This is a genomic window from Caballeronia sp. LZ001, assembly GCF_031450875.1.
Taxonomy (GTDB): Bacteria; Pseudomonadota; Gammaproteobacteria; order Burkholderiales; family Burkholderiaceae; genus Caballeronia.
On sequence record NZ_JARTVX010000004.1, the window covers coordinates 1901477 to 1921907 of the forward strand.

Annotated in this window: 19 protein-coding genes and 1 pseudogene; 7 read left to right on the forward strand and 13 right to left on the reverse strand. The window is 62.5% G+C overall.

What is annotated here, in order from left to right; genetic code table 11:
- Positions 1-6 precede the first annotated feature (6 nt).
- Together P9292_RS19645 and P9292_RS19650 are read left to right on the forward strand one after the other, a co-directional pair.
- Complete coding sequence (locus tag P9292_RS19645; RefSeq protein ID WP_244828623.1) at positions 7-774, forward strand: class I SAM-dependent methyltransferase; 768 nt, start codon at positions 7-9, stop codon at positions 772-774.
- Between the two features lie 112 nt (positions 775-886).
- Positions 887-1285, forward strand: coding sequence for a hypothetical protein (locus P9292_RS19650; protein WP_309960884.1), 399 nt, complete (start codon positions 887-889; stop codon positions 1283-1285).
- Positions 1286-1302: 17 nt separating this feature from the next.
- On the opposite strand, the gene P9292_RS19655 is transcribed toward P9292_RS19650, so the two are convergent.
- Positions 1303-2712, reverse strand: coding sequence for a PLP-dependent aminotransferase family protein (locus tag P9292_RS19655; RefSeq protein WP_309960886.1), 1410 nt, complete (start codon positions 2710-2712; stop codon positions 1303-1305).
- A 163-nt stretch (positions 2713-2875) separates the two neighbouring features.
- On the opposite strand from P9292_RS19655, the gene P9292_RS19660 reads away from it, so the two are divergent.
- On the forward strand, positions 2876-4204 hold the full coding sequence (locus P9292_RS19660) for an aspartate aminotransferase family protein (protein WP_250493201.1): 1329 nt from the start codon (positions 2876-2878) through the stop codon (positions 4202-4204).
- Between the two features lie 42 nt (positions 4205-4246).
- Here P9292_RS19660 and P9292_RS19665 read toward each other — a convergent pair whose 3' ends face one another.
- From P9292_RS19665 to P9292_RS19715, 11 genes and pseudogenes are all read right to left on the reverse strand, one after another.
- The gene (locus P9292_RS19665; RefSeq protein ID WP_250466639.1) at positions 4247-4696 is read right to left on the reverse strand and encodes a PaaI family thioesterase; all 450 of its coding nucleotides are present in this window, start codon (positions 4694-4696) and stop codon (positions 4247-4249) included.
- A pseudogene (locus P9292_RS19670) lies at positions 4693-6145 on the reverse strand (efflux transporter outer membrane subunit). The gene P9292_RS19665 and the pseudogene P9292_RS19670 overlap by 4 nt, the downstream one beginning before the upstream one ends.
- 12 nt (positions 6146-6157) lie before the next feature.
- On the reverse strand, positions 6158-7732 hold the full coding sequence (locus tag P9292_RS19675) for a DHA2 family efflux MFS transporter permease subunit (RefSeq protein WP_244828642.1): 1575 nt from the start codon (positions 7730-7732) through the stop codon (positions 6158-6160).
- Positions 7733-7736: 4 nt separating this feature from the next.
- Entirely contained in the window at positions 7737-8825 is a 1089-nt protein-coding gene (locus P9292_RS19680) for an HlyD family secretion protein (protein ID WP_250466635.1), read from the reverse strand.
- Positions 8826-8975: 150 nt separating this feature from the next.
- On the reverse strand, positions 8976-9896 hold the full coding sequence (locus P9292_RS19685; protein ID WP_244828644.1) for a LysR family transcriptional regulator: 921 nt from the start codon (positions 9894-9896) through the stop codon (positions 8976-8978).
- A gap of 16 nt (positions 9897-9912) precedes the next feature.
- Positions 9913-11118, reverse strand: a complete 1206-nt coding sequence (locus P9292_RS19690) for an ABC transporter substrate-binding protein (RefSeq protein ID WP_309960888.1) — start codon at positions 11116-11118, stop codon at positions 9913-9915.
- 30 nt (positions 11119-11148) lie between these two features.
- Positions 11149-11868: an ABC transporter ATP-binding protein gene (locus P9292_RS19695; RefSeq protein WP_309960890.1), complete on the reverse strand. Its 720-nt coding sequence runs from the start codon at positions 11866-11868 to the stop codon at positions 11149-11151.
- Positions 11865-12611 (reverse strand): ABC transporter ATP-binding protein, encoded by a 747-nt coding sequence (locus P9292_RS19700; RefSeq protein ID WP_309960892.1) that lies wholly within the window; start codon positions 12609-12611, stop codon positions 11865-11867. The genes P9292_RS19695 and P9292_RS19700 overlap by 4 nt, the downstream gene beginning before the upstream one ends.
- A complete protein-coding gene (locus P9292_RS19705; RefSeq protein ID WP_250466631.1) occupies positions 12608-14485 on the reverse strand; it encodes an ABC transporter permease in 1878 nt (625 codons plus the stop codon). The genes P9292_RS19700 and P9292_RS19705 overlap by 4 nt, the downstream gene beginning before the upstream one ends.
- Before the next feature lie 173 nt (positions 14486-14658).
- Entirely contained in the window at positions 14659-15558 is a 900-nt protein-coding gene (locus P9292_RS19710; RefSeq protein ID WP_250466630.1) for a LysR family transcriptional regulator, read from the reverse strand.
- An 85-nt stretch (positions 15559-15643) separates the two neighbouring features.
- Positions 15644-16606, reverse strand: a complete 963-nt coding sequence (locus tag P9292_RS19715; protein ID WP_309960894.1) for a 2-hydroxyacid dehydrogenase — start codon at positions 16604-16606, stop codon at positions 15644-15646.
- Between the two features lie 419 nt (positions 16607-17025).
- Here P9292_RS19715 and P9292_RS19720 point away from each other — a divergent pair, with 419 nt between their 5' ends.
- Positions 17026-18405: an MFS transporter gene (locus P9292_RS19720; protein ID WP_244828654.1), complete on the forward strand. Its 1380-nt coding sequence runs from the start codon at positions 17026-17028 to the stop codon at positions 18403-18405.
- 55 nt (positions 18406-18460) lie between these two features.
- On the opposite strand, the gene P9292_RS19725 is transcribed toward P9292_RS19720, so the two are convergent.
- A complete protein-coding gene (locus P9292_RS19725; RefSeq protein ID WP_244828656.1) occupies positions 18461-19096 on the reverse strand; it encodes a TetR/AcrR family transcriptional regulator in 636 nt (211 codons plus the stop codon).
- Between the two features lie 150 nt (positions 19097-19246).
- On the opposite strand from P9292_RS19725, the gene P9292_RS19730 reads away from it, so the two are divergent.
- From P9292_RS19730 to P9292_RS19740, 3 genes are read left to right on the forward strand one after another with little or no spacing between them, the layout of a single operon-like run.
- Positions 19247-19669 carry a nuclear transport factor 2 family protein gene (locus tag P9292_RS19730; RefSeq protein ID WP_250510274.1) on the forward strand — a complete coding sequence of 141 codons (423 nt, stop codon included), beginning with the start codon at positions 19247-19249 and terminating at the stop codon, positions 19667-19669.
- Between the two features lie 37 nt (positions 19670-19706).
- A complete protein-coding gene (locus P9292_RS19735; RefSeq protein ID WP_309960898.1) occupies positions 19707-20162 on the forward strand; it encodes a VOC family protein in 456 nt (151 codons plus the stop codon).
- A gap of 49 nt (positions 20163-20211) precedes the next feature.
- Positions 20212-20430 (forward strand): hypothetical protein, encoded by a 219-nt coding sequence (locus tag P9292_RS19740; protein WP_244828666.1) that lies wholly within the window; start codon positions 20212-20214, stop codon positions 20428-20430.
- Position 20431 lies beyond the last annotated feature (1 nt).

The following is a 20431-nucleotide window of genomic DNA, read 5'->3' on the forward strand; positions in this document are numbered from 1 at the left end:
GCTGCCATGACCAACGTTCATCAGGCCGCAAGCGTCGGCTACACGGCGAACGCGGATAGCTACGTGCGCGGACGGCCCGACTATCCGCCCGAACTCGCGGGCTGGCTCGCCGAGACGCTCGGCTTGCGGCCGGGCGCGAGCGTCGTCGATCTGGGCGCGGGCACGGGCAAGTTCACGCCGCGCCTCGTTGCAACCGGCGCGCGCGTGATTGCCGTCGAACCCGTCGCTTCGATGCGCGCGAAGCTCGCCGCCGCCCAGCCGAGTGTGGAAGTGCTCGAAGGCGCCGCGCAAGCCATTCCGCTTGACGATGCATCGGTGGATGCCGTCGTGTGCGCACAGTCGTTCCACTGGTTTGCGAACGGCGAAGCGTTGAGCGAGATTCATCGCGTGTTGAAGCCGGGCGGAAAGCTCGGCCTCGTCTGGAATCTGCGCGACTTTCGTGTGCCGTGGGTGGCGAAGCTCGACGCCATCGTGAACCGCTACGAGGGCGATGCGCCGCGCTTTTATACAGGCGAATGGCGCCACGCGTTTCCGCATAAAGGTTTCGACGCGCTCGCCGAAACCCATTTTTCGATCGGACACACCGGTTCCCCCGACGATGTAATCGTGCATCGCGTGCGCTCGACCAGTTTTATCGCGGCGTTGCCGGAAGCGGAACGCGTGCTCATCGACGATGAAGTACGCGCGTTGATCGAAGCCGAACCGGAGTTGCGCGGCAAGGATGTCGTCACCGTGCCCTACACGACTGCGGCCTTCGTTGCGGTCAGGAAATGACGCGTGCACGAAGACGGGGCGCGTAGTTTGAAGCGCGCATTGTCCTTTTTGCACGCGGGCGAATGCGCCTCGAAACGCGCTCGACCATCCGACGTGCTTTGCGCATCTCGGCATGGTGCTTGCATTGCTCTCGCTCACCCAGCCGGCTAATGTCGAGGACACCATGCATCAGGCGATCGAACCGCATGAATTGACCAAGATCGATCTTGCACGTTTTCAGGTCGTGCAGGTTTCCGATGGCACGCACACCGTCGTGCTGTGGGAGGCGCCCGAGCACGCCACCAATCGTCTCAAGCATATCGACGCTTGCACGCTCACCATTCGTCTGTGCGATCCGCTCAATCCCGTACGCAGAAAAGACGTGTGTGAGCGGCTACAGGCGCATTTGGCCGCGTCGCGCGAGACACGGCATGGTCTGCGCAATCCTTCCGACGTAAGCGCAGCGGTGACGCCGCCACGCAACGCGAACATCGCGAGGCAGCGCACGCATGAGTCCAGCGGAAGTGCTTGAGGCTGCATCGCGGGTGCCTACGTAATCGCGCCTTCTAGGAACGACCACAGCAAATCGTCCATCGAATACGGGACGTTGAAGCGGAACGACGCGCTCTCGGCGTCGCCCGGGCGAAAGTACGAGCCAGGCGCGAGCCAGATTCCATGCGATAACGCGCGCGTTGCGATGTCGCCTGCATCGGCGGGATCGATCGGCAATTCGCCCCATACGAACAGCCCCGCGCGCGGCCGGCGGAACAGCGCTATGCCGAGCGCATCCATGCGCTCCTCCACGAGCGCGTGCGCGTCCTTCAGTTTTTCCACGACGAATTCGACATGCCGCGCGTAGCGGCCTTCGGTCAGCACTTTCTCGACGATTCGTTCAGTCGTCTCCGACGATGTCAGTCCCACCGCCATCTTCGTGCGCGCGAGTTCGCGCAGCACTTCGCGCTCGGCGACGACATAACCGCATCGCAACGAAGGCGTGATGGTCTTCGCGAAACCGCCGACATACAGCACGCGATGCAACCCTTCCATCGCCGCGAGCAAGGGCGCGCCCGGCGGCGCAAGTTCACGATTGACATCGTCCTCGACGACCCACATGCCGTGGCGCTCCGCAATCTGCATCAAACGAAACGCCGACGCCATGCTGAACGTCGCGCCCGTCGGGTTCTGCAGAGTCGTATTGAGAAAAACCGCTTTCGGCCGATGCTCGATTGCAATCCGCTCGAACGCTTCCGTATCGATGCCCGCCACGGTGCGCGGCACGCCATGCACGTCGAGACCCGCGAGCCGCAGAATCTGCAGCAGATTGCAGTAGCCGGGATCTTCGACGACGACCGCATCGCCCGGTCGCAGCAGCGTGCGCACGATCAGATCGAGCGCCTGCGTGGCGCCGGCCGTCAACAGTACGTTCGCCGCGGCATCGACGGGCAAACCGTGCCGGTCGAGCTGCTCCGCAATGCGTTCGCGCAGAGGCGCAAATCCATAAGGCCGCCCGTAATCGGCAATGCGCGCCGCCGGCACGCGGCTCACCGCGCGCAACGCGTGCTGCAAACCGCTTTCGTTGACCCATTCGTTCGGCAGCCAGCCACAGCCGGATTTAATCGGCACGGAATGATCCGCGAAGACATCCGAGAGCAGCCAGGTCGCCGTGAGACTAGGCGGCTGCCATTCGACGGCCCGCACGCGCTCGCTTTTCTGGCGCACCGCCACGCGATACCCCGAACCGCGCCGCGCGATGACAAGACCCATCGACACGAGCCTGCCATACGCTTCGGTCACCGTGAACGTGCTGAGCGCGTGCGACTCGGCGAGCCGGCGCACCGAGGGCAAAAGCGCGCCCGCGCGCAGCGTCTCGGCCTCGATAGCGCCCGAAAAAGCCTGCACGAGTTGTTCGACGAGCGTCGGCGCATGACGCGAGCCGCGTTCGAGCCTGAGTTCTATCATGTGTATGGATAGTCGAAACACGCGGGACTGGATGAATATGCGCCGCGCTCGCCACTACAGTTTGCATCATTTTGCCAGCACAGTTGGCAATGCAGTGAACCAACTGTCTATGCCTCGCCATTTTGTCGAGGAATAGAGTGACCGTTCCTTGAGGAGACTTGATATGAATGCCCGCCCCGTCATCGAAGACCTTTCGTCGTTCTGGATGCCCTTCACCGCCAACCGCCAGTTCAAGGCCGCACCGCGCCTGCTCGAAAGCGCGAAAGGCATGTACTACCGCTCGACGGACGGCCGCGAAATTCTCGATGGATGCGCGGGCCTTTGGTGCGTGAACGCAGGCCATTGCCGCGACGAGATCGTCGAAGCGGTGCAGAAGGCGCTCTCGACGCTCGATTTCGCGCCGACCTTCCAGATGGGCCATCCGCTTGCCTTCGAGGCGGCCACCAAGGTCGCGGGCCTGATGCCCGAAGGACTGGATCGCATCTTCTTCACGAACTCCGGTTCCGAATCCGTCGATACGGCGCTGAAGATCGCGATTGCCTACCATCGCGCGCGCGGCGAAGGTCAGCGCACGCGTCTCATCGGCCGCGAGCGCGGTTATCACGGCGTCGGCTTCGGCGGCATCTCGGTGGGCGGCATCGCGCCGAATCGCAAAACGTTCTCGGGCGCGCTGTTGCCGTCGATCGATCACTTGCCGCATACGCACGACCTCGCGCACAACGCGTTTTCCAAGGGTCAGCCCGCGTGGGGTGAGCATCTCGCGGAAGAACTGGAACGTATCGTCGCGCTGCACGATGCATCGACGATTGCCGCGGTCATCGTCGAGCCGCTCGCGGGTTCGACTGGCGTTCTGGTGCCGCCGAAGGGCTACTTGCAGAAGCTGCGCGAAATCTGCACGAAGCACGGCATTCTTCTGATCTTCGACGAAGTCATCACCGGCTTCGGGCGTCTGGGCAAGGCCACGGCGAGCGAGTATTTCGGTGTGACGCCGGACCTCATCACCATGGCGAAAGCCATCAACAACGCCACCATTCCCATGGGCGCGGTCGCGGCGCATCGCAAGGTGCACGACGCAATCGTCGATGCAGGCGCGGCGAACGCGATCGAACTGTTCCACGGCTATACGTATTCGGCACACCCTGTTGCAACCGCGGCGGCTGTCGCGACACTCGATCTGTACGCGCGTGACAAGTTGTTCGAGCGCGCGGCGTCGAAGGCGGAGAAGTTCGAAAGCGCCGTGCACGCGTTGCGCGATGCGCCGTATGTGAAGGACATCCGCAATCTCGGACTCGTCGCGGGCGTGGAGTTGGAATCGCGTGAAGGCGCGCCGGGTGCGCGTGCTTATGAAGTGTTCGTGAAGTGCTTCGAGGCAGGCGTGCTCGTGCGCTACACCGGCGATATCCTCGCGTTCTCGCCGCCGCTGATCGTCGAGGACGATCAGATCGATCATATCTTCGGCACGGTGCGCAAGGTGTTGCAGAGCGTGAAGTAAGCGCCATTGCCCGGCATCCCGATTCGAGGATGCCGGGCCTTCTCACCGCTCGATGACCAGCAGCGTCGATGTCGCCGAAGCCAACAACCTTCCGCTCGCGTCCTTGAGCGTCGCTTCGGCAAACGCCGCGCGCCGCCCCATCGTCAGCACGCGTCCTTCGGCGCGCACCAAACCGGAATCGCGCGTCACGGCCTTGTGATAGGCCACTTTCAGCTCGAGCGTCGTATAGGCCTGTGTCGCGGTCAGACACGAATGCACCGCGCATCCACATGCCGAATCGAGCAAGGTGGCCGCGTAGCCGCCATGCACCGTGCCGATCGGGTTATACGCATGATCGCCCGGTATGCCTTCGAACACGGCCCTGCCCGCTTCCACTTCCACGAAGTCGAGCCTGAGCGACTCGAATATGCCGGGCTTGCGGCCGCTAGCGATCAGCCGGCGCAATTGAGCGAGGCCGTCGAGGCCGGGTGCGGTTTCGTCGATCAAGCTCATTTCGTGTTCTCCTTGAGACTCGCTGTCTTGATGGGATCGTCATCGTTAGTCACGCTCCAGCCGCCGCCGAGCGACCGATACAGCGCCACCGCCGCGAGCGCGTGCTCGCGCTTTGCCTGGTTCAGCGCATCGGCGTCGCGCAGATAGGACTGTTGGGCATCGAGCACATCCAGAAAGCTTGCCGCGCCTCCCTTGTAGAGCTGCGTCGAAAGCGTAAGCGACTGCCCCGATGCACCGAGCGCGTCGGTCAATCTCGCGCTCTGCTCGGTCGTGCTGACGAGGTCGCTGCGCGTATCTTCCACGTCCTTGAGCGCTTCGAGCAGGGTCTGCCGCAAATGCAGTTCCGACTCGCGCATCCTGCTCTCGTTCTGTTCGATCTCGGCCGTGATACGCCCCGCGTTGAAGATCGGACTCGTGGCGTTGAGCGCGGCCGAAAAACAGGTTGTCGGTGAGCGTCGGCAAGCCGAGATAAGACGATGCAAGCAAGCCATCCGACAAGCGCAGCGAGAACTTCGGATAGCGCTCCGCGCGCGCCACGCCCACTTCCGCCGCGCGTTGCTGAAGCGTCGCGTAGGCCACCAGCACATCGGGTCGACGCAGCAGCGCTTCGGAAGGCAGCAATTGCGGCGCGCCATCGGCAGGGACGGGAATTGCGGGCAATGCGCCGGGATTGGCGAGCATCAGTTGGTCGATGGACTCCGGCGTGCGGCCCGAATACACGGCAATAAGGCTCAACTGATGCTGAATGGTCGACTGCGTGCGCGGCATGCGCGATTGCAGATCACTGAGCTGATTCTGCGCGCGCGCCACGTCGAGTTTCGTCGACAAGCCGAATTGCAGGCGGCGTTGCGTGAGCTTCAGCGCGCGTTCGCGGATCGCCTCGTTGTCTTGCAGAATCTTGAGTTCGGCCTGCGCCCAACGTAAGTCGACGTAAGCGGCGGCCGTATCGGCAGCGAGTGCAAGACGCAGTTGATCCGACGCGTGTTCGCGGCCGACCAGTTGCGCCTGCGCCGCCAGCAATTCGAGCCGCTCGCCGCCGAACACATCCGGCGTCCAACTCAGTGCGAGACCGACGCCCGCCTGACGCACATAGCCAAGCGGCGGCGGCGTGTTCTGGCGCGTATCGGACGCCGTGGCGTTCGCATCGAGTTGCGGCAGCAAGGCAGCGCGGCGTTGCGTGGTGAGCGCCTCGGCCTGCTTCACGCGCTCCACTGCGGCCTGGAGGTCGAGATTGCCGTTCAGCACCGACGCGACGAGTTCATGCATCACCGGGTCGTTGAACTGATTCCACCATGCGGCTGGATCGGCGGTATTGGCGGGCACTTCCACGTTCCAATCGACAGGAGCCGTCGTCTGAACCGTCGCCGGAAGATCGGCGTGCGTCGCGGGTTGCACGGCGCAAGCACTCAACGCGCTCAAGGCCAGAAATTCGATGAGAAGCTTCTTCATGGTCGTATTCACTCAATGCGCATCGGACGAAGGCGGCGCGCTTGCAATCGGCTTCGAAAAAATCACGCTGACGATACCGACGAGAAAGCACAGCGCGAGCAGATAGAAGCAGTCGGCGAAAGTCAGAACGAGTGCTTCGCGAAACACGAGCGCATGCAGCGAAGCGAGCCCGGCTTGCGATGCATCGAGCGCATCGCCGGCGGCGGCGGCGAGATGTGCGGAACTGCGCGAGAGCATCTGCTCGATGACGGGCCGGCCAACGGTCACGCTCTCGCTCAGCCGCAGATAGTGCAGGTTCAGCCTGTCGTTGAGCATGGTCGCACTCACTGCAATGCCGATCGCGCCGCCCAGATTACGCATCAGATTGAACAGTCCGCTCGCCGATTTGAGCCGCGACTGTGGCAACGACCCGAGCGCCATCGTCACGATGGGCGGCACCGCGAACTGTTGCCCGATGCCGCGCAACGCCTGCGGTAGAAGCAGTTCCTGCCAGCCCCAGTCATGCGTGAGCGGCGTATAGAGAAAGCATCCCGCGCCGAAGCAGATGAGCCCGAAAACCAGCAAGATGCGCATGTCGAAGAAGCGCGTGGCGAACGCGTAAGCCCCGAGCGCGATCAACTGAAAGCAGCCGACGGAAAGCAGCGCGAGACCCGTCTGCAACGAGTCGAAGCCGCGCACGCGGCTCAGGAACACGGGCGTCAGAAACACTGACACGAAGATGCCGATGCCCGTCACGAACGAGAGCAGACTGCCGATTGCGAAGTTGCGAACCGCGAGCGCGCGCAGATCGACGATCGGTTCTTTCGCGGTGAACGCATGCACGAGGAACAGGAAACCGCAGATCGCCGAAATCCAGGTGCAGGCCACGATTACGTTGTCGCCGAACCAGTTCTTGCGCGGCCCTTCTTCAAGCACGTATTCCAGACAGCCGAGGAAGCCGGACATCAGCGCGATGCCGACGTAATCGCCCTTCTTGAGCAGCGAAAGATCGGGCGAATCGATATGCACGTATTTCGGCACCAGCACCGCGACCACGATTCCCGGCACGACGTTCAGATAGAAGAGCCAGTGCCATGACCATTGATCGGTAATCCACCCGCCGATCACCGGTCCGATTGCAGGCGCGAGCGAGGCCAGCGCGCCAATAGTTGTCGATGCAATCAGTCGCTGTTTGCCGGGGAACAGCACGAAGGCGGTCGTGAACACGGTCGGGATCATCGCGGCGCCGAGCGCGCCCTGCATGCCGCGAAAGAGGATCATCGAATTGATGTCCCACGCCATGCCGCACAACATGCTCGTGATGGTGAAGCCCACCGCGGATGCCACGAATAGCCAGCGCGTGGAGAACACTTTCGAGAGCCAGCCCGACATCGGAATGACGAGAATCTCCGCGATCAGATACGACGTCTGCACCCACGAAAGCTCGTCCTGACTCGCCGATAAACCGCCGCCGATATCCTTGAGCGATGACGCGACGATCTGAATATCGAGCGTCGCCATGAAAAAGCCGAGGCACATCAGCGCGAACGCGAGCACGCGCTGACGCGTGGGCTGACTTGCCGGGTCCAAGGGAGCGGTCTGTGTCATCGTCTTATCCGCGCGATTTGTCGAGATGAACCTTCACCGTCGCGGAAAGGCCGGGCCGCAACACGTGCTCCATGCCTTTCGGTACGTCCAGACGAATGCGCACCGGCACACGCTGAACGATCTTGGTAAAGTTGCCGGTGGCGTTTTCGGCGGGAAGCACGCTGAAGGTCGCGCCCGTGGCCGGCGCGAGACTTTCGATGTGACCCGTCAGCGGCACGCTCGATGCGTCGAGGTTCACATCGGCTTCATCGCCGGCGCGCATTTTCTTGAGCTGGTCTTCCTTGAAGTTGGCGTCGACCCAGAGGCCCGTGGCGGGCACCACGGTCAACAACGATGTCCCGACGTTCGCGAGCACGCCGACGCGCGCCGTGCGATTTCCCACGTAGCCATCGACAGGCGAACGGATCGTCGTGTATTCGACGTTGAGTTCGGCCACGCGCCGCGCGGCTTCGGCGGTCTGCACGCGCGCTTGCGCGTCTGCAATCTGCGCTTCGATCACCGTCAACTGGCGTTTTGCCGCGACGAGCGATGCGCCGCTCCGATCCATCGCCGCTTGCGCCTTGAGATAGTCGGCATCGGCGCGTTCGACGATCTGGTTCGACACCGCGTCGTCCTTGACGAGTTCCCGATAACGCGAACGGTCGGACGTGCTGCGCGACAATTCCGCCGACGAAGCACGCACTTCCGCCTGCTGCTGGTTGATGACCGCCGCCTGCAACGCGTCCTTGGCGCGCAGTTCATCGACCGCGGCCCGCGCGCTCGACACTTCCGCGTTCGCTTGCGCCAGGCGGGCGTCGTAGTCGCGCGCATCGAGGCGAATCAGCACCTGGCCTGCCTTCACCGGCTGATTGTCCGTGACGAGCACATCCGTCACGAAGCCGTTGACCTTCGGGGCGAGCACGGTGACATCGCCGCCGACGTAAGCGTCGTCGGTGGTCTGCACGAAGCGCAGCACGAGCGCCCAGTACGCCGCAGCCGCAATCACGATGATCGCGACAAGCCCTAGCGAGAGCAGCATCCACGGTATCCGGCGCGGCTTCGCGGCCGCTGCGGGCGAAGTGGCCGAAGGAAGATTGGTCGATGGAGTCGTCATTTGCGAGTCGTTGTGCATATGCACGAAAGTGAATGGAATAGCGCGCGTTTCGAGCCGCGCATGATGACTCGAAAGACTATATGTGCATATGCACCCGGTCAACCTGCGCGGCCGACATGAGTGAATAACGCGGAGAGAAAGAATCGGGGATCAGGCGTGCGGGCGGGCTGTTGCGCTTTGGTCCGAGCAGAAACGCACCGCATGTTCGACGAAGGCGCGCACCTTGGCGGGCAAGAGCGTACGCGTGCTGAAGGCAAGCTTGAATTCGATGGCGCCATCGACGAGTTCGTAGGCATCGAGTAACGTCACGAGCCGGCCGGCTTGCACTTCCTCGTGCACGAGCGCGACAGGCAACATGCCGATGCCGAAGCCTTCCAGCACCATCGCGCGATTGAAGACGGCGCTGTTCGACGAGGTATCGTAACGCAGCGGCACGATCACGTCCTCGCCGCCGATTCGAAACGTCAGCGCCGGTTTGCGGATGGACGCGGACATCGGCACGAAGTCGTGATCGATGAGTTCGGATGGATGACGCGGCGCCGGATGAGCCGCAAGATACGTGGGACTGGCGACGAGCGCAAGCGGAATGGTTTCGAGCAGACGCGTGACCACGGTATCGCTCGACAACATGAACGGCATGACGATACCCAGATCGTAGCCTTCGCCGACGAGATCGACGGGACGCTCGGTCAGCGTCACATCGAGCCGCACTTGCGGATGCTCGCGTCTGAAGCTCGCGATCAGCGGGACATAGCGGCTCATCATCACCGTGGTGTGCGCGACGAGCCGCAAGAGGCCTGTCGCCTCGCTCGCGCGATTGGACGCGCGTTCCTCCATTGCCTGAAGCTCGTCGAGAAGCCGCGAGCAGTCGGTGAAGAAGCGCTCGGCGGTTTCGGTCAGCGATATCTGCCGCGTCGTGCGATTGAAAAGCCTGCTGCCCAGGCGCTGCTCCAGGCCCGCGATCGCGCGCGAAACGACCGGCGGCGACAAGCCGAGAATATCCGCCGCGCGCGCGAAGCTGCGCGCCTCCACTACCGTGCGAAAGATCTTCAGGCTTGTCAGGTAGTCCATTTTTAATGTCGATGCGTCAGTCGGCGGGCCGCAGTTTCTTCACTTCGTCGTCGGATGGCTGCACGCTCGCGCCGTCGATATAACGATACGACGTCATCACGCCCTTGCCGTCCTTGAGCGCGGTGACGCCGACATACGCGCCCATCGTCGATTGATTGTCCTGCTTGCGGTAGGTGATCGGTCCGAACGGCGAATCGACGCCAAGGCCCTTGAAGGCGGCCGCGAGCTTGTCGGGATCGGCGGAACCGGCTTTCTTCAGGCCGTTGGCAAGCGACATCATCGCGGTATAACCGACCACGGAACCGAGCCGCGGATAGTCGTGATACTTCGCCTCGTAGTCCGCGACGAACTTCTTGTTGGCGGGGGTATCGATTGAATACCACGGGTAGCCCGTCACCACCCAACCGACCGGCGCTTCAGCGCCCAACGGATCGAGATAATCAGGCTCGCCCGTCAGCAACGACACCACCGCGCGATCCTTGAACAAGCCACGCGTATTGCCTTCGCGCACGAACTTGCCGAGGTCGGCGCTAAAGAGCACGTTGAAGATGGCGTCGGGCCTGGCGTCGGCGAGCGCTTGCGTCACCGCGCCGGCATCCACCTTGCCGAGCGGCGTCGCTTGTTCGGCGACGAACTCCACATCCGGCTGCGCGGCCTTGAGCAGACGCTTGAAGGTCGCCACGGCCGATTGTCCGTACTCGTAATTCGGATACACCAGCGCCCAGCGCTTTTTCTTGAGCTTCGCGGCTTCGGGCACGAGCATCGCCACTTGCATATAGGTCGATGGCCGCAGCCGATACGTGTACTTGTTGCCATCTTGCCAGACGATCTTGTCCGTCAGGGGCTCGGCGGCGAGGAAGAAAATGCGCCGCTGCTTGGCGAAGTCCGAGAGCGCGAGGCCAGTGTTGGACAAGTAGCCGCCGAAGAGCAGTTGCACCTGTTCGCGCGCGATGAGTTCCTGCGCGACGCGCACCGTATCGCCCGGATTACCGTTGTCGTCGCGCGAGACGACTTCGAGCTTGTTGCCGTTGATGCCGCCCGCCGCGTTGATCTCGTCGAGCGCCAGATTCCAGCCGTTCTTGTAAGGCATGAGGAACGCAGGCTGCGCCTTGTAGCTATTGATCTCGCCGATGCGAATGGTGTCGGCGTGCGCGCCGAGGGTCACGCTCACGGCGGCGGAAGTCAGGGTCAGGCGAATCAGCGTGCCTGCTCGGGTAATCATCAAGCGTTCTCCTTTGGTCGATTCATTCCGTCAGACGCCGAGCAAGTCGCGTCGCGCGGTGCCGTCGCGCACGAAATCGCGCATCGCGCCCGCATAGCGCACTTGCCCTTTCTCCAGCACATACGCGCGGTCGCAGACGCGTTCCGCGAAGTTCAGATTCTGCTCGGACAGCAGGATCGACAAGCCCTCGCGCTTCAGTTCGAGGATCATGTCGGCCATTTGCCGCACGATCACCGGCGCAACGCCTTCCGATGGCTCGTCGAGCAACACGAGGCGCGGATTGCCCATCAGTGTGCGCGAAACCGTGAGCATCTGCTGCTCGCCGCCGCTCATGCGGCTGCCGCGCCGCTCGCGCATCTCGCCGAGGTTCGGAAATACGCGAAAAAGCTTGTCCGGCGTCCACTGCGGCGCACCTTCGCGCGCCGGCTGGCGTCCCGTGTCGAGATTTTCCATCACCGTGAGATCGCCGAACACGCGCCGGTCTTCCGGCACGTAGCCAAGCCCCAAGCGCGCGATACGGTAAGGCGCCACGCCCGCAATGTCCTCGCCCATGAAGCGAATGGTGCCCGATGTCCGCGCGAGCATGCCCATGACCGCTTTCATCGTCGTGGATTTGCCCGCGCCGTTACGGCCCATCAACGCGACGACTTCGCCGCGCCCCACTTCGAAGCCGACATCGAACAGAATCCGCGCGCGGCCATAGTATGCGTTCAAAGCCTCGACCTTGAGGAGCGCGTTCGATCGACTCATTCGCTGCCCTCCCCGAGATAGACTTCGCGCACGCGCGGATCGTCGCGTACGGTGCGCGCGTCGCCTGCCGCGATCAGCTTGCCGCGCGCCAGCACGATCAACCGGTCCGCATATTCGAACACCACGTCCATGCTGTGCTCCGTGAACAGCACGCCGATATCGCGCTCCCTTGCAAGCCGCGCCGTCAACGCCATTAGCGCGTGACGCTCTTGCGGCGCCATGCCTGCGGTGGGCTCATCCATTAACAGCAGATTCGGTCGATTCGCAAGCGCGATCGCCAGTTCGACGCGTTTCACATCGCCATACGCCAACACCGCGCAACTACGGTTCGCGTGCGACGTCATGCCGACGAGTTCGAGCAGTGCGAGCGCTTCATCCTCGCGCCACGCGGCCACGCGCGCAAACGGATTGAACACGCGACGCTCGCGCGATAACAACGCCATTTGCACGTTTTCGAGCACCGTCATCGAATTGAACGTGGCGGCAATCTGAAACGTGCGCCCGACGCCCAGCCGCCAGATATCGCGCGGACGCTTGCCCGCGATCTCGTGACCGTCGAAACGGATCGATCCCGACGAAGGCTTCAACTGCCCGTTGATCATGTTGAAGCACGTCGACTTGCCCGCGCCATTCGGCCCGATGAGCGCAAGCAACTGGCCCGCCGCGAGATCGAACGACACGCTATCGACAGCCTTGACGCCGTCGAACGCTTTCGAAAGATGCTCGATGCGCAAGAGCATCATTGCGCCTTCCCGAAACGTTCGCGCGCAAAGCCCACGATGCCCTGCGGAAACGCGATCACGAGCAGCAGAATCACGCCGCCGAGCAGCGCCTGCCAGTAGTCGGTCTGACGCGCGACGGTGTCCTGCAGCCACGTGAAGAGCGCGGCGCCGACGACAGGCCCGGATAGCGTCTGTATGCCGCCGAGCAGGACCATGACGAGACCATCGACGGATCGGGAGACGCTGATCGCATCCGGCGAGATATTGCCTTTGGAAAAGGCATAGAGCGATCCGGCGAGACCGCACACGAGCGCCGCGACGACGAACGCCATCCATTGAACGCGCATGACGTCGATGCCAATTGCTTCCGCACGCAACGGCGAATCGCGGCCGGCGCGCATGGCGAGGCCGAGCGGCGCGAACAGCATGCGCCTCAACAGCCATACGCCGATGATCGCGAACCCGAGCGTCAAATAGTAAAACGCAACCGGCGACGCCAGCCACGCCGCTGGCCAGATACCGAGCACACCATTGCTGCCGCCGGTGACTTCATCCCATTGGTACACGACGGACCACACGATCTGCGCGAACGCGAGCGTGAGCATGGCGAGATAGACGCCAGACAAGCGCACGCAGAACCAGCCGAACACGAGCGCGCCGACGCCTGCCATGAGCGGGCCGAGCACGAGCGACACTTCCATCGGCCACGAAAAGAGCTTCAGGAAAAGGGCCGCGCCATAAGCGCCTAAGCCGAAATAAGCCGCGTGCCCGAACGAATGCATGCCGCCCGGTCCCATGATGAAATGCAGGCTCGCGGCGAACAACACGGCGATAAAGATTTCGACGAGCAACACGGGCATGTAGGGAAACGCGCCAGCGGCGAGCGGCGCAAGCGCCAGCAAGACGATGACGCCCGCTGCTGCGATTTTCAGGCGGCGCGTGGCGGGACGAAGCGGCGTATCGGCGGGCGCGGCAGTGCGCGCGATGGCTTGCGGACGGCCGAAGAGTCCCCACGGACGCAACACGAGCACCACGGCCATCACGACGAACTCCGCGACGAGCGTGAACTTCGACAGGGAAAAGTCGATACCGCCGAGCGACACATGCCCGATGCCAATGCATAGCGCCTTGATCTCCGCAATCAGCAAGGCAGCGACGAACGCGCCGGGTATCGAACCCATGCCGCCCACGACCACCACGACGAACGCGTTGCCGATAGTCTCCAGATCGAGCGAGAGATTCGCCGACATGCGCGGCACTTGCAGCGCGCCGCCCAGCCCCGCGAGAAACGCGCCCGCGAAAAAGACACCGGTGAAAAGCCACGCCTGATTCACGCCGAGCGCGCCGAGCATCTCGCGGTCGGCGCTTGCCGCGCGCACGAGCGTGCCCCAGCGCGTGCGCGTCAGCGCCCACCACAACACCGCGAGCACGAGCGGGCCGATGCACATCAGCGCGATGTCATACGAAGGCAACGCGTGACCGAGCAATTGCACGGCGCCCGCGAGATGCGGCGCGCGCGGACCGAACAGGTCTTCGGGGCCCCAGAGATAGAGCGCGGCATCGCGAAAGATCAAAACAAGCGCAAAGGTTGCGAGGAGGTGGAACAACTCGGGCGCGCGATAGATGCGCCTCAACACGCCGACTTCGATCAGCGCGCCAAGCACGCCGATGACGAGCGCCGCCGCCAGCACCGACATCCAGAAGCCCGCGACGCTCTGTCCGAAGCGGCTCGTCAGGCTGTACGCGACGTACACGCCGAGCATGTAGAGCGAGCCGTGCGCGAAGTTGACGATGCGCGTCACCCCGAATATCAGCGATAAACCCGAGGCGACGAGAAAGAGCGCGGAGGCATCGGCGAGACCGTTGACGAGTTGGACGAGCAAGTTGGCGAGCATCGGGCGCGGTCGGGAGTCGGCTTGAATCGGGCTGAGTCGTGCGTTGGGCGAGCGAGCCGTCATTATCGATGAAATGCACGCTTCGGCCTTATTGCATCAAAAAGCAGCGCGCGGGAAACCGGTTCGAGCGCTGCTTTTGAAGCTCGCATGGGCGCTTGGGGCGCAAGCGTCGATCAGTCCTGCACCCGGCTCGCGAAGTGATCCGCGGCCATGAGTCTGAAGGCCGTCACAGCGGGATTATCCTGATCCACGCGCCATGCCATGCTCATTTCCGCCTGCACGTGATTGTTGGCGATATGCCTGAACTCGACGTTGTCGTAATGAAAGCGCTGCGCCGACGCCGGCAGGATGCTAAGACCAAGCCCCGCGCGCACGAGCGAGAGAATGGTGGGCGTCTGGTCGATATATTGCGTGAAATGCGGGTTCACTTCTTCCCTCGCGAGCATGCCCATGATGCGGTCGCAGAAGTATTTGCCGTGCACCGGCGAGTGCATGATGAACGGCTCTTGATCGAGTTGCGGCAGGGCGATCTCGTCATAAGCGCATAGCTCGTGACCGGCGGGCAGCGCGACGATCAGCGGCTCTCTGTCGATGAGCAGAAATTCGAGCTGTTGCCGCGAAGGCAAGGGCCGCAGAAAGCCGAGGTCGATGGTATTGGCCGCGAAGGCCTCGATCTGCGCGACGGAAACGAGTTCGAGCAGGACGACATCGATATCGGGCAGCGCGTGCTTGGCCGCGACGAGCAGTTGCGGAATCAACTCGTAGCCGGCCGCGCCCGTGAAGCCGAGCCGCACGCGTCCCGTCTTGCCCTTGCTCGCGCGCCGCACCGTGCTTTCCGCTTGCTCGGAGAGATTGAGCAGACGCGCGGCATCGGCAAGAAAGACGCGCCCTTCCGGCGTCAGCTTGACCGTGCGGCCAACGCGTTCGAACAACATGACGCCGAGATTCTCTTCAAGCAGATGAATCTGCCTGGAAAGCGGCGGCTGCGTCATGTTGAGCAGCGCAGCCGCACGCCTGAAGTTCAGTTCCGTCGCGGCGGCGACGAAGCAACGCACTTGTCCGAGATCGAGCATGCGGAATCGACTTTGACGAAATAGCCGATCATTATAGGTCGAGGCTCGCGAGTGGCTCCTGCGTTGCTTTACGGCCGTGCATGCATCAGGTCGTCAGGCTGCCTTCGGGACGCTGCCCGGCAAGCGCCTGCGCGATGCTCGACAGAACCATCTCGCCCATGGCCGTGCGCGATTCCACCGTCGCGCTCGCGCGATGCGCCTGCAACACCACGCGGTCCATGCCGAAGAGTTCGGCGGGCACGTTGGGTTCATCGACGAATACGTCGAGACTCGCGCCCGCGATCACGCCGCCCTGCAACGCCTGCACGAGATCGCTTTCCACCACGAGCTTGCCGCGCGCGATGTTGATGAGATAGCCGTCGCGGCCCAGGGCGTCCAACACGGCTGCATCGACGATGCCTTGCGCTTTATCGGCGGCTGCGGCAAGCACGAGGATGTCGCTGTCGCGCGCAAGTTGCAGCAGGTCGGGCACAAAGCGATGCGCAATGTCGTCCATGGCGCGTACATCGGTATAGGCGACAGGACAGCCGAACGCCGCGGCGCGCACGGCGATGGCGCGTCCGACCTTGCCCATGCCGACGATGCCCACGCGCTTGCCGCTGAAACGGCGTGACAGCGGAATCGCAGCGGGGCTCGGGTTTTCAGGCCACTTGCCGGTCTTCACGAAGTCGTTGCCCGGACAGATTTCACGCAACACCGCGAGAATCAGGCCAATGGCGAGATCCGCGACGTCCTCGGTCAAGGCGCCGAAGGTGGCTGTGACCGGAATGCCGCGCGAACGGGCGTACGCGAGATCGACGGCATCGGTGCCCACGCCATTGACCGCGATCACCTTGAGCGCGGGCAGTTTGTCGACGAGATCGTTGGAGATGCCCGTATGGCCGCCCGTGATGACGCCTTCGATCGCAGCGCCATGCTCGCGGATATACGCGTCCTTATCGTCCACCTGAAAGAGACGATGCATGATGTAGAGCGACTCCAGCGTCTCGTTGATCGCGGGAACGAGGATGGGGTTCAGTTGCAGAATGCTCGGCTTCGTCGGCTTCAATTGGGTGGCTCCTTTGGGTCGTGTCTCGCCTGCCATGCGCCAGGCCGCGATGTTGACGGATCATGTCGTCTTTTGCATGGCGCGTCCAATCCCAAAGCGCTATCAACTGATACCGTTATTGGCGTGCTCTCAGAGGTATCGCTCGATCGATTCAATCCGGGAATCAGGTAATAGCAATAAAAGATTGGACGCCCAAAATCACCACCCCGACAATGGGTTCACCGGCAGGAACACCATAAAAAAGCCTTGCATACAGATCGGAGACACAGCTTGAAAACACGCCGCTTCTTTTCCCCTTCTGCATCGCATTCCACCCAGTCGGTCCATCTCGGCGGCAACGCGCGCTGAAATTCATCTGTTGCAGCATCGCGCGGAAAAGGCGTCGAAGCGCTGAAGCCGTATGAACCGGAGGAAGACGAATGAACAATGCTGACAGCGTCGCGGGCGCGGCGAAAGCAGAACCGATCGCGGAGAAGCGAACCAGCCATCGCTGGGTAGTGATGGGCCTGATCTTCTGCATCTGGGCCATCGCGTGCGCGGACCGCGCCAACTTCGGCTTCGCTTTGCCGTATCTCAAGAAGGAATATCACATCTCCAATTCGGAAGCGGGGATGATCGTCAGTCTCTTTTCCTTCGCTTACGGTTTCGTGCAGATTCCGGTTGGCCTGCTTTACAAACGGCTCAGTGAACGCACCACGGGCATTCTGTTTTCCGTCTTCATGCTGCTGACATCGGTCTTCACGGGCTTGATGGGAACGACGTCCTCGGTATTGCTTCTGATGACGTATCGCGTGGGTCTGGGGCTGTCGGAAGGGCCGCTCGGCATTGGCTGCACGAACGTCATCAACCGCTGGTTCCCGACGCGCGAAAAAGGCACGGCAGCAGGACTCTGGATCGCCGCATCGAAGCTCGGGCCGTTGATCGTGCCTTCGGTGTGCATCATCGTGATCCAGCTCTGGGGCTGGCGCGAAATCTTTTATGTGTTCGCCATTCCGGGCATTCTCTTTGCCGTCGCATGGATGTTTCTCGTCACGAATTCGCCGAGCGAAAACCGCTTCTGCTCGCCTGCGGAACGCCGCTATATTCTCGATGAATCCGCCACCGATGGCTCGACCGGCAAGCTCGTGCGCCGTGGCGAAATGGAGCCCATGCCCTGGCTCGACGGCATCAATCGCACGAAGCGCGTGGCGCCGCTGGAAACGGTCGGGCAAGTGTTCCGCTCGTGGAATATCTTCGGCATTGCGCTGGGCTATGGCTGCATGATCGGCATCAGCAACATCTTCATCTCGTGGATCCCCACGTATCTCGTCACCGTGAAGGGTTTTGCCTCGGTGAAGATGGGCTTTCTCGCTTCGGCGCCGTTCATCGGCGCGGTGGCGGGCAACATGCTCGGCGGCCTGATCTCCGACCGTCTGCTCGGCGGCCGCCGCAAGCCGATGATGATGCTCGGCGCGCTCGGCACCATGCTCATGATGTTCGCGCTCATCGACGCGCCGGACAGCGTGGTCTATCTCGGCGCAGCGTTGATTCTCTCGGGCCTCATGCTCGGCATCGGCTTCGCGGGATACTCGGCGTATCCCATGGGACTTGCAAGCAAGGCGACGTATCCGACTGCATTCGGTATCGTCAATTCGCTCGGGCAGATAGGCGGCGCGTGCGCACCGCTCGCGGTGGGCTTCCTGCTCGACAGCTATAGCTGGACCAGTGTATTCCTTTACATGCTCGGAACGTCGCTGCTTTGTCTGTTGCTGCTGTTCAGCGTGGTCGAGCCTGCGTCCGGAAAGATAGAACGAGTGTAACCAGCGTTCGCTTCTGCCAAGGGCCGCGATTGTCTCGCGGCCTTTTTCATGGCGATTACAAACCGTTCTCCACCATCGTGAGCAAGCGCTCGGCAAGCGGTTCGATGGCTTTGCCGGGCAATCCCTGCAACGGCCCTTCGATCAGCAAGAGCGCGAAGCCATGCACCGCGCTCCACGCGAGATACTCGGCTTCTGGCCGGCTTGACGGATCGAGCGCGCCGGCATCCACCATCTCATCGAGTGCGCGGCTCAGCAACTGAAAGGGATCGAGCCCGCCCGGCCCCACGCCATACGAGGCTTCATGCTCGCCCCACTCGGTTGGCGGCGCGGTGAACGCGGTGCGAAAGAGACCCGTCTCGGTCTGCGCGAAACGCAGATAACCCACGCCGACCGCGCGTAGCCCCGCCTTCGCGGCATCGGCACGCTTGCGCTTTTTTGGCCGCGCGGCGAGTTCTTCCTCCATTGCTTGCGCGACCGCCGATAACGCCGCGGAACGCACGGCCGTCAACAACTCCTGTCTACTTCCGAAGTGACGATACGCGGCGTTCGGCACCACGCCCGCGCGCCGCGTGACTTCGCGCAGCACGATGGCGTCCGGCCCGCCGTCGCGTGCGAGCGCAATGCCGGCATCGATCATTGCGCGGCGCAAATCGCCATGTCGATACGTGCTGCGCGGCTTGGCTTTTGTCATTTTTATAAGCGAGGCTTTACCTATGTGGACACTGTCCATTATCTCTGCTATTTTTTGTGGACGGTGTACACAAACAAAAATATCGCCTGAAACAAAGGCTGTGTCGTTGCATTGTCACGACTCAGGTTCAACGTCATCGAGGAGAAGGTCATGGTCGTCAAGAACGAACGTGCGCAAGATGAAGCACGCATCCGTGAACTCACGGAATCGTGGCGTCAGGCTGTGCTTGCAAAAGACGCGGCTGCGCTGGTGACTCATTACGCGACGGATGTCGTCGTGTTCGATGTCGTGCCGCCTGCATCCTTCAAAGGCGTCGAGCTGTATCGCGAGCATTGGCAGCGGTGGTTCGACAGCATCAGCGGCCCGCTCGTGTTCGAGGTGCGCGATCTGCACGTGGCGGTGAGCGGCGATCTCGCCTTCGCGCATGCGGTGAATCGCGTGGCCGCGGGCGGGCGCGACGACGTCGTGCGTGCAACCGTGTGCTTCAGAAGAATCGACGGCGACTGGCGCGTCGTGCACGAACACGCGTCGGTGCCATTGACAATGGATATGGACCCCGACGAGTCCCAGTAATTCACCTGGCAACTCACGCATTACTCAAGGAGCAGACATGCAAGTGCAACCCTATTTGTTCTTCGAAGGCCGCTGCGAAGAAGCGATCACGTTTTATCGCGAGAGTCTCGGCGCACAAGTGCTGATGATGATGCGCTTTCGCGACAACCCTGACGCCGGAAAATCCGGTGGCGGCAACGAGGCCGCGAGCGGTTGCGGCATGCCGCCTGGGTCGGAAGACAAGGTCATGCATGTGGCCTTCACCGTGGGCCAGTCCATGCTGATGGCGTCCGACGGCATGTGCAGCGGCAAGCCGAATTTCCAGGGCGTGTCGCTGTCCATTTCCACGGAAGACGAGCAGGAAGCCGAAAAGTTCTTCCACGCACTATCGGACGGCGGACAGGTGCAGATGCCGCTCACGCAGACGTTCTTCGCCAAGCGCTTCGGCATGGTGCAGGACAAGTTCGGCGTGTCGTGGATGGTGGTTGGCGGCGCGGAAAACAAACCCGCTTAGGTATAGCTCTTGCGCGCCTCTGGTCGTAACTTAATCGAGGAGAAGCGCCATGACTAATGCAGGCAGCAACAATTACGCGGGGCGTTCGCAAGAGGAGCGCATCGAGCAGCGCAAGGGCGAGAAGCAGCCTGCGCAGGAGCAACCGGGCGGCCATCTGGCCGAACCGGGCACCGAGCCTGACAAAGACAACAGTAGCGGCACGCTCACCGAAGACGGCAAGCAAGTCTGGCGGACGGGCTCAGGCATCGACGGTGGAGGAAAGACCTGAC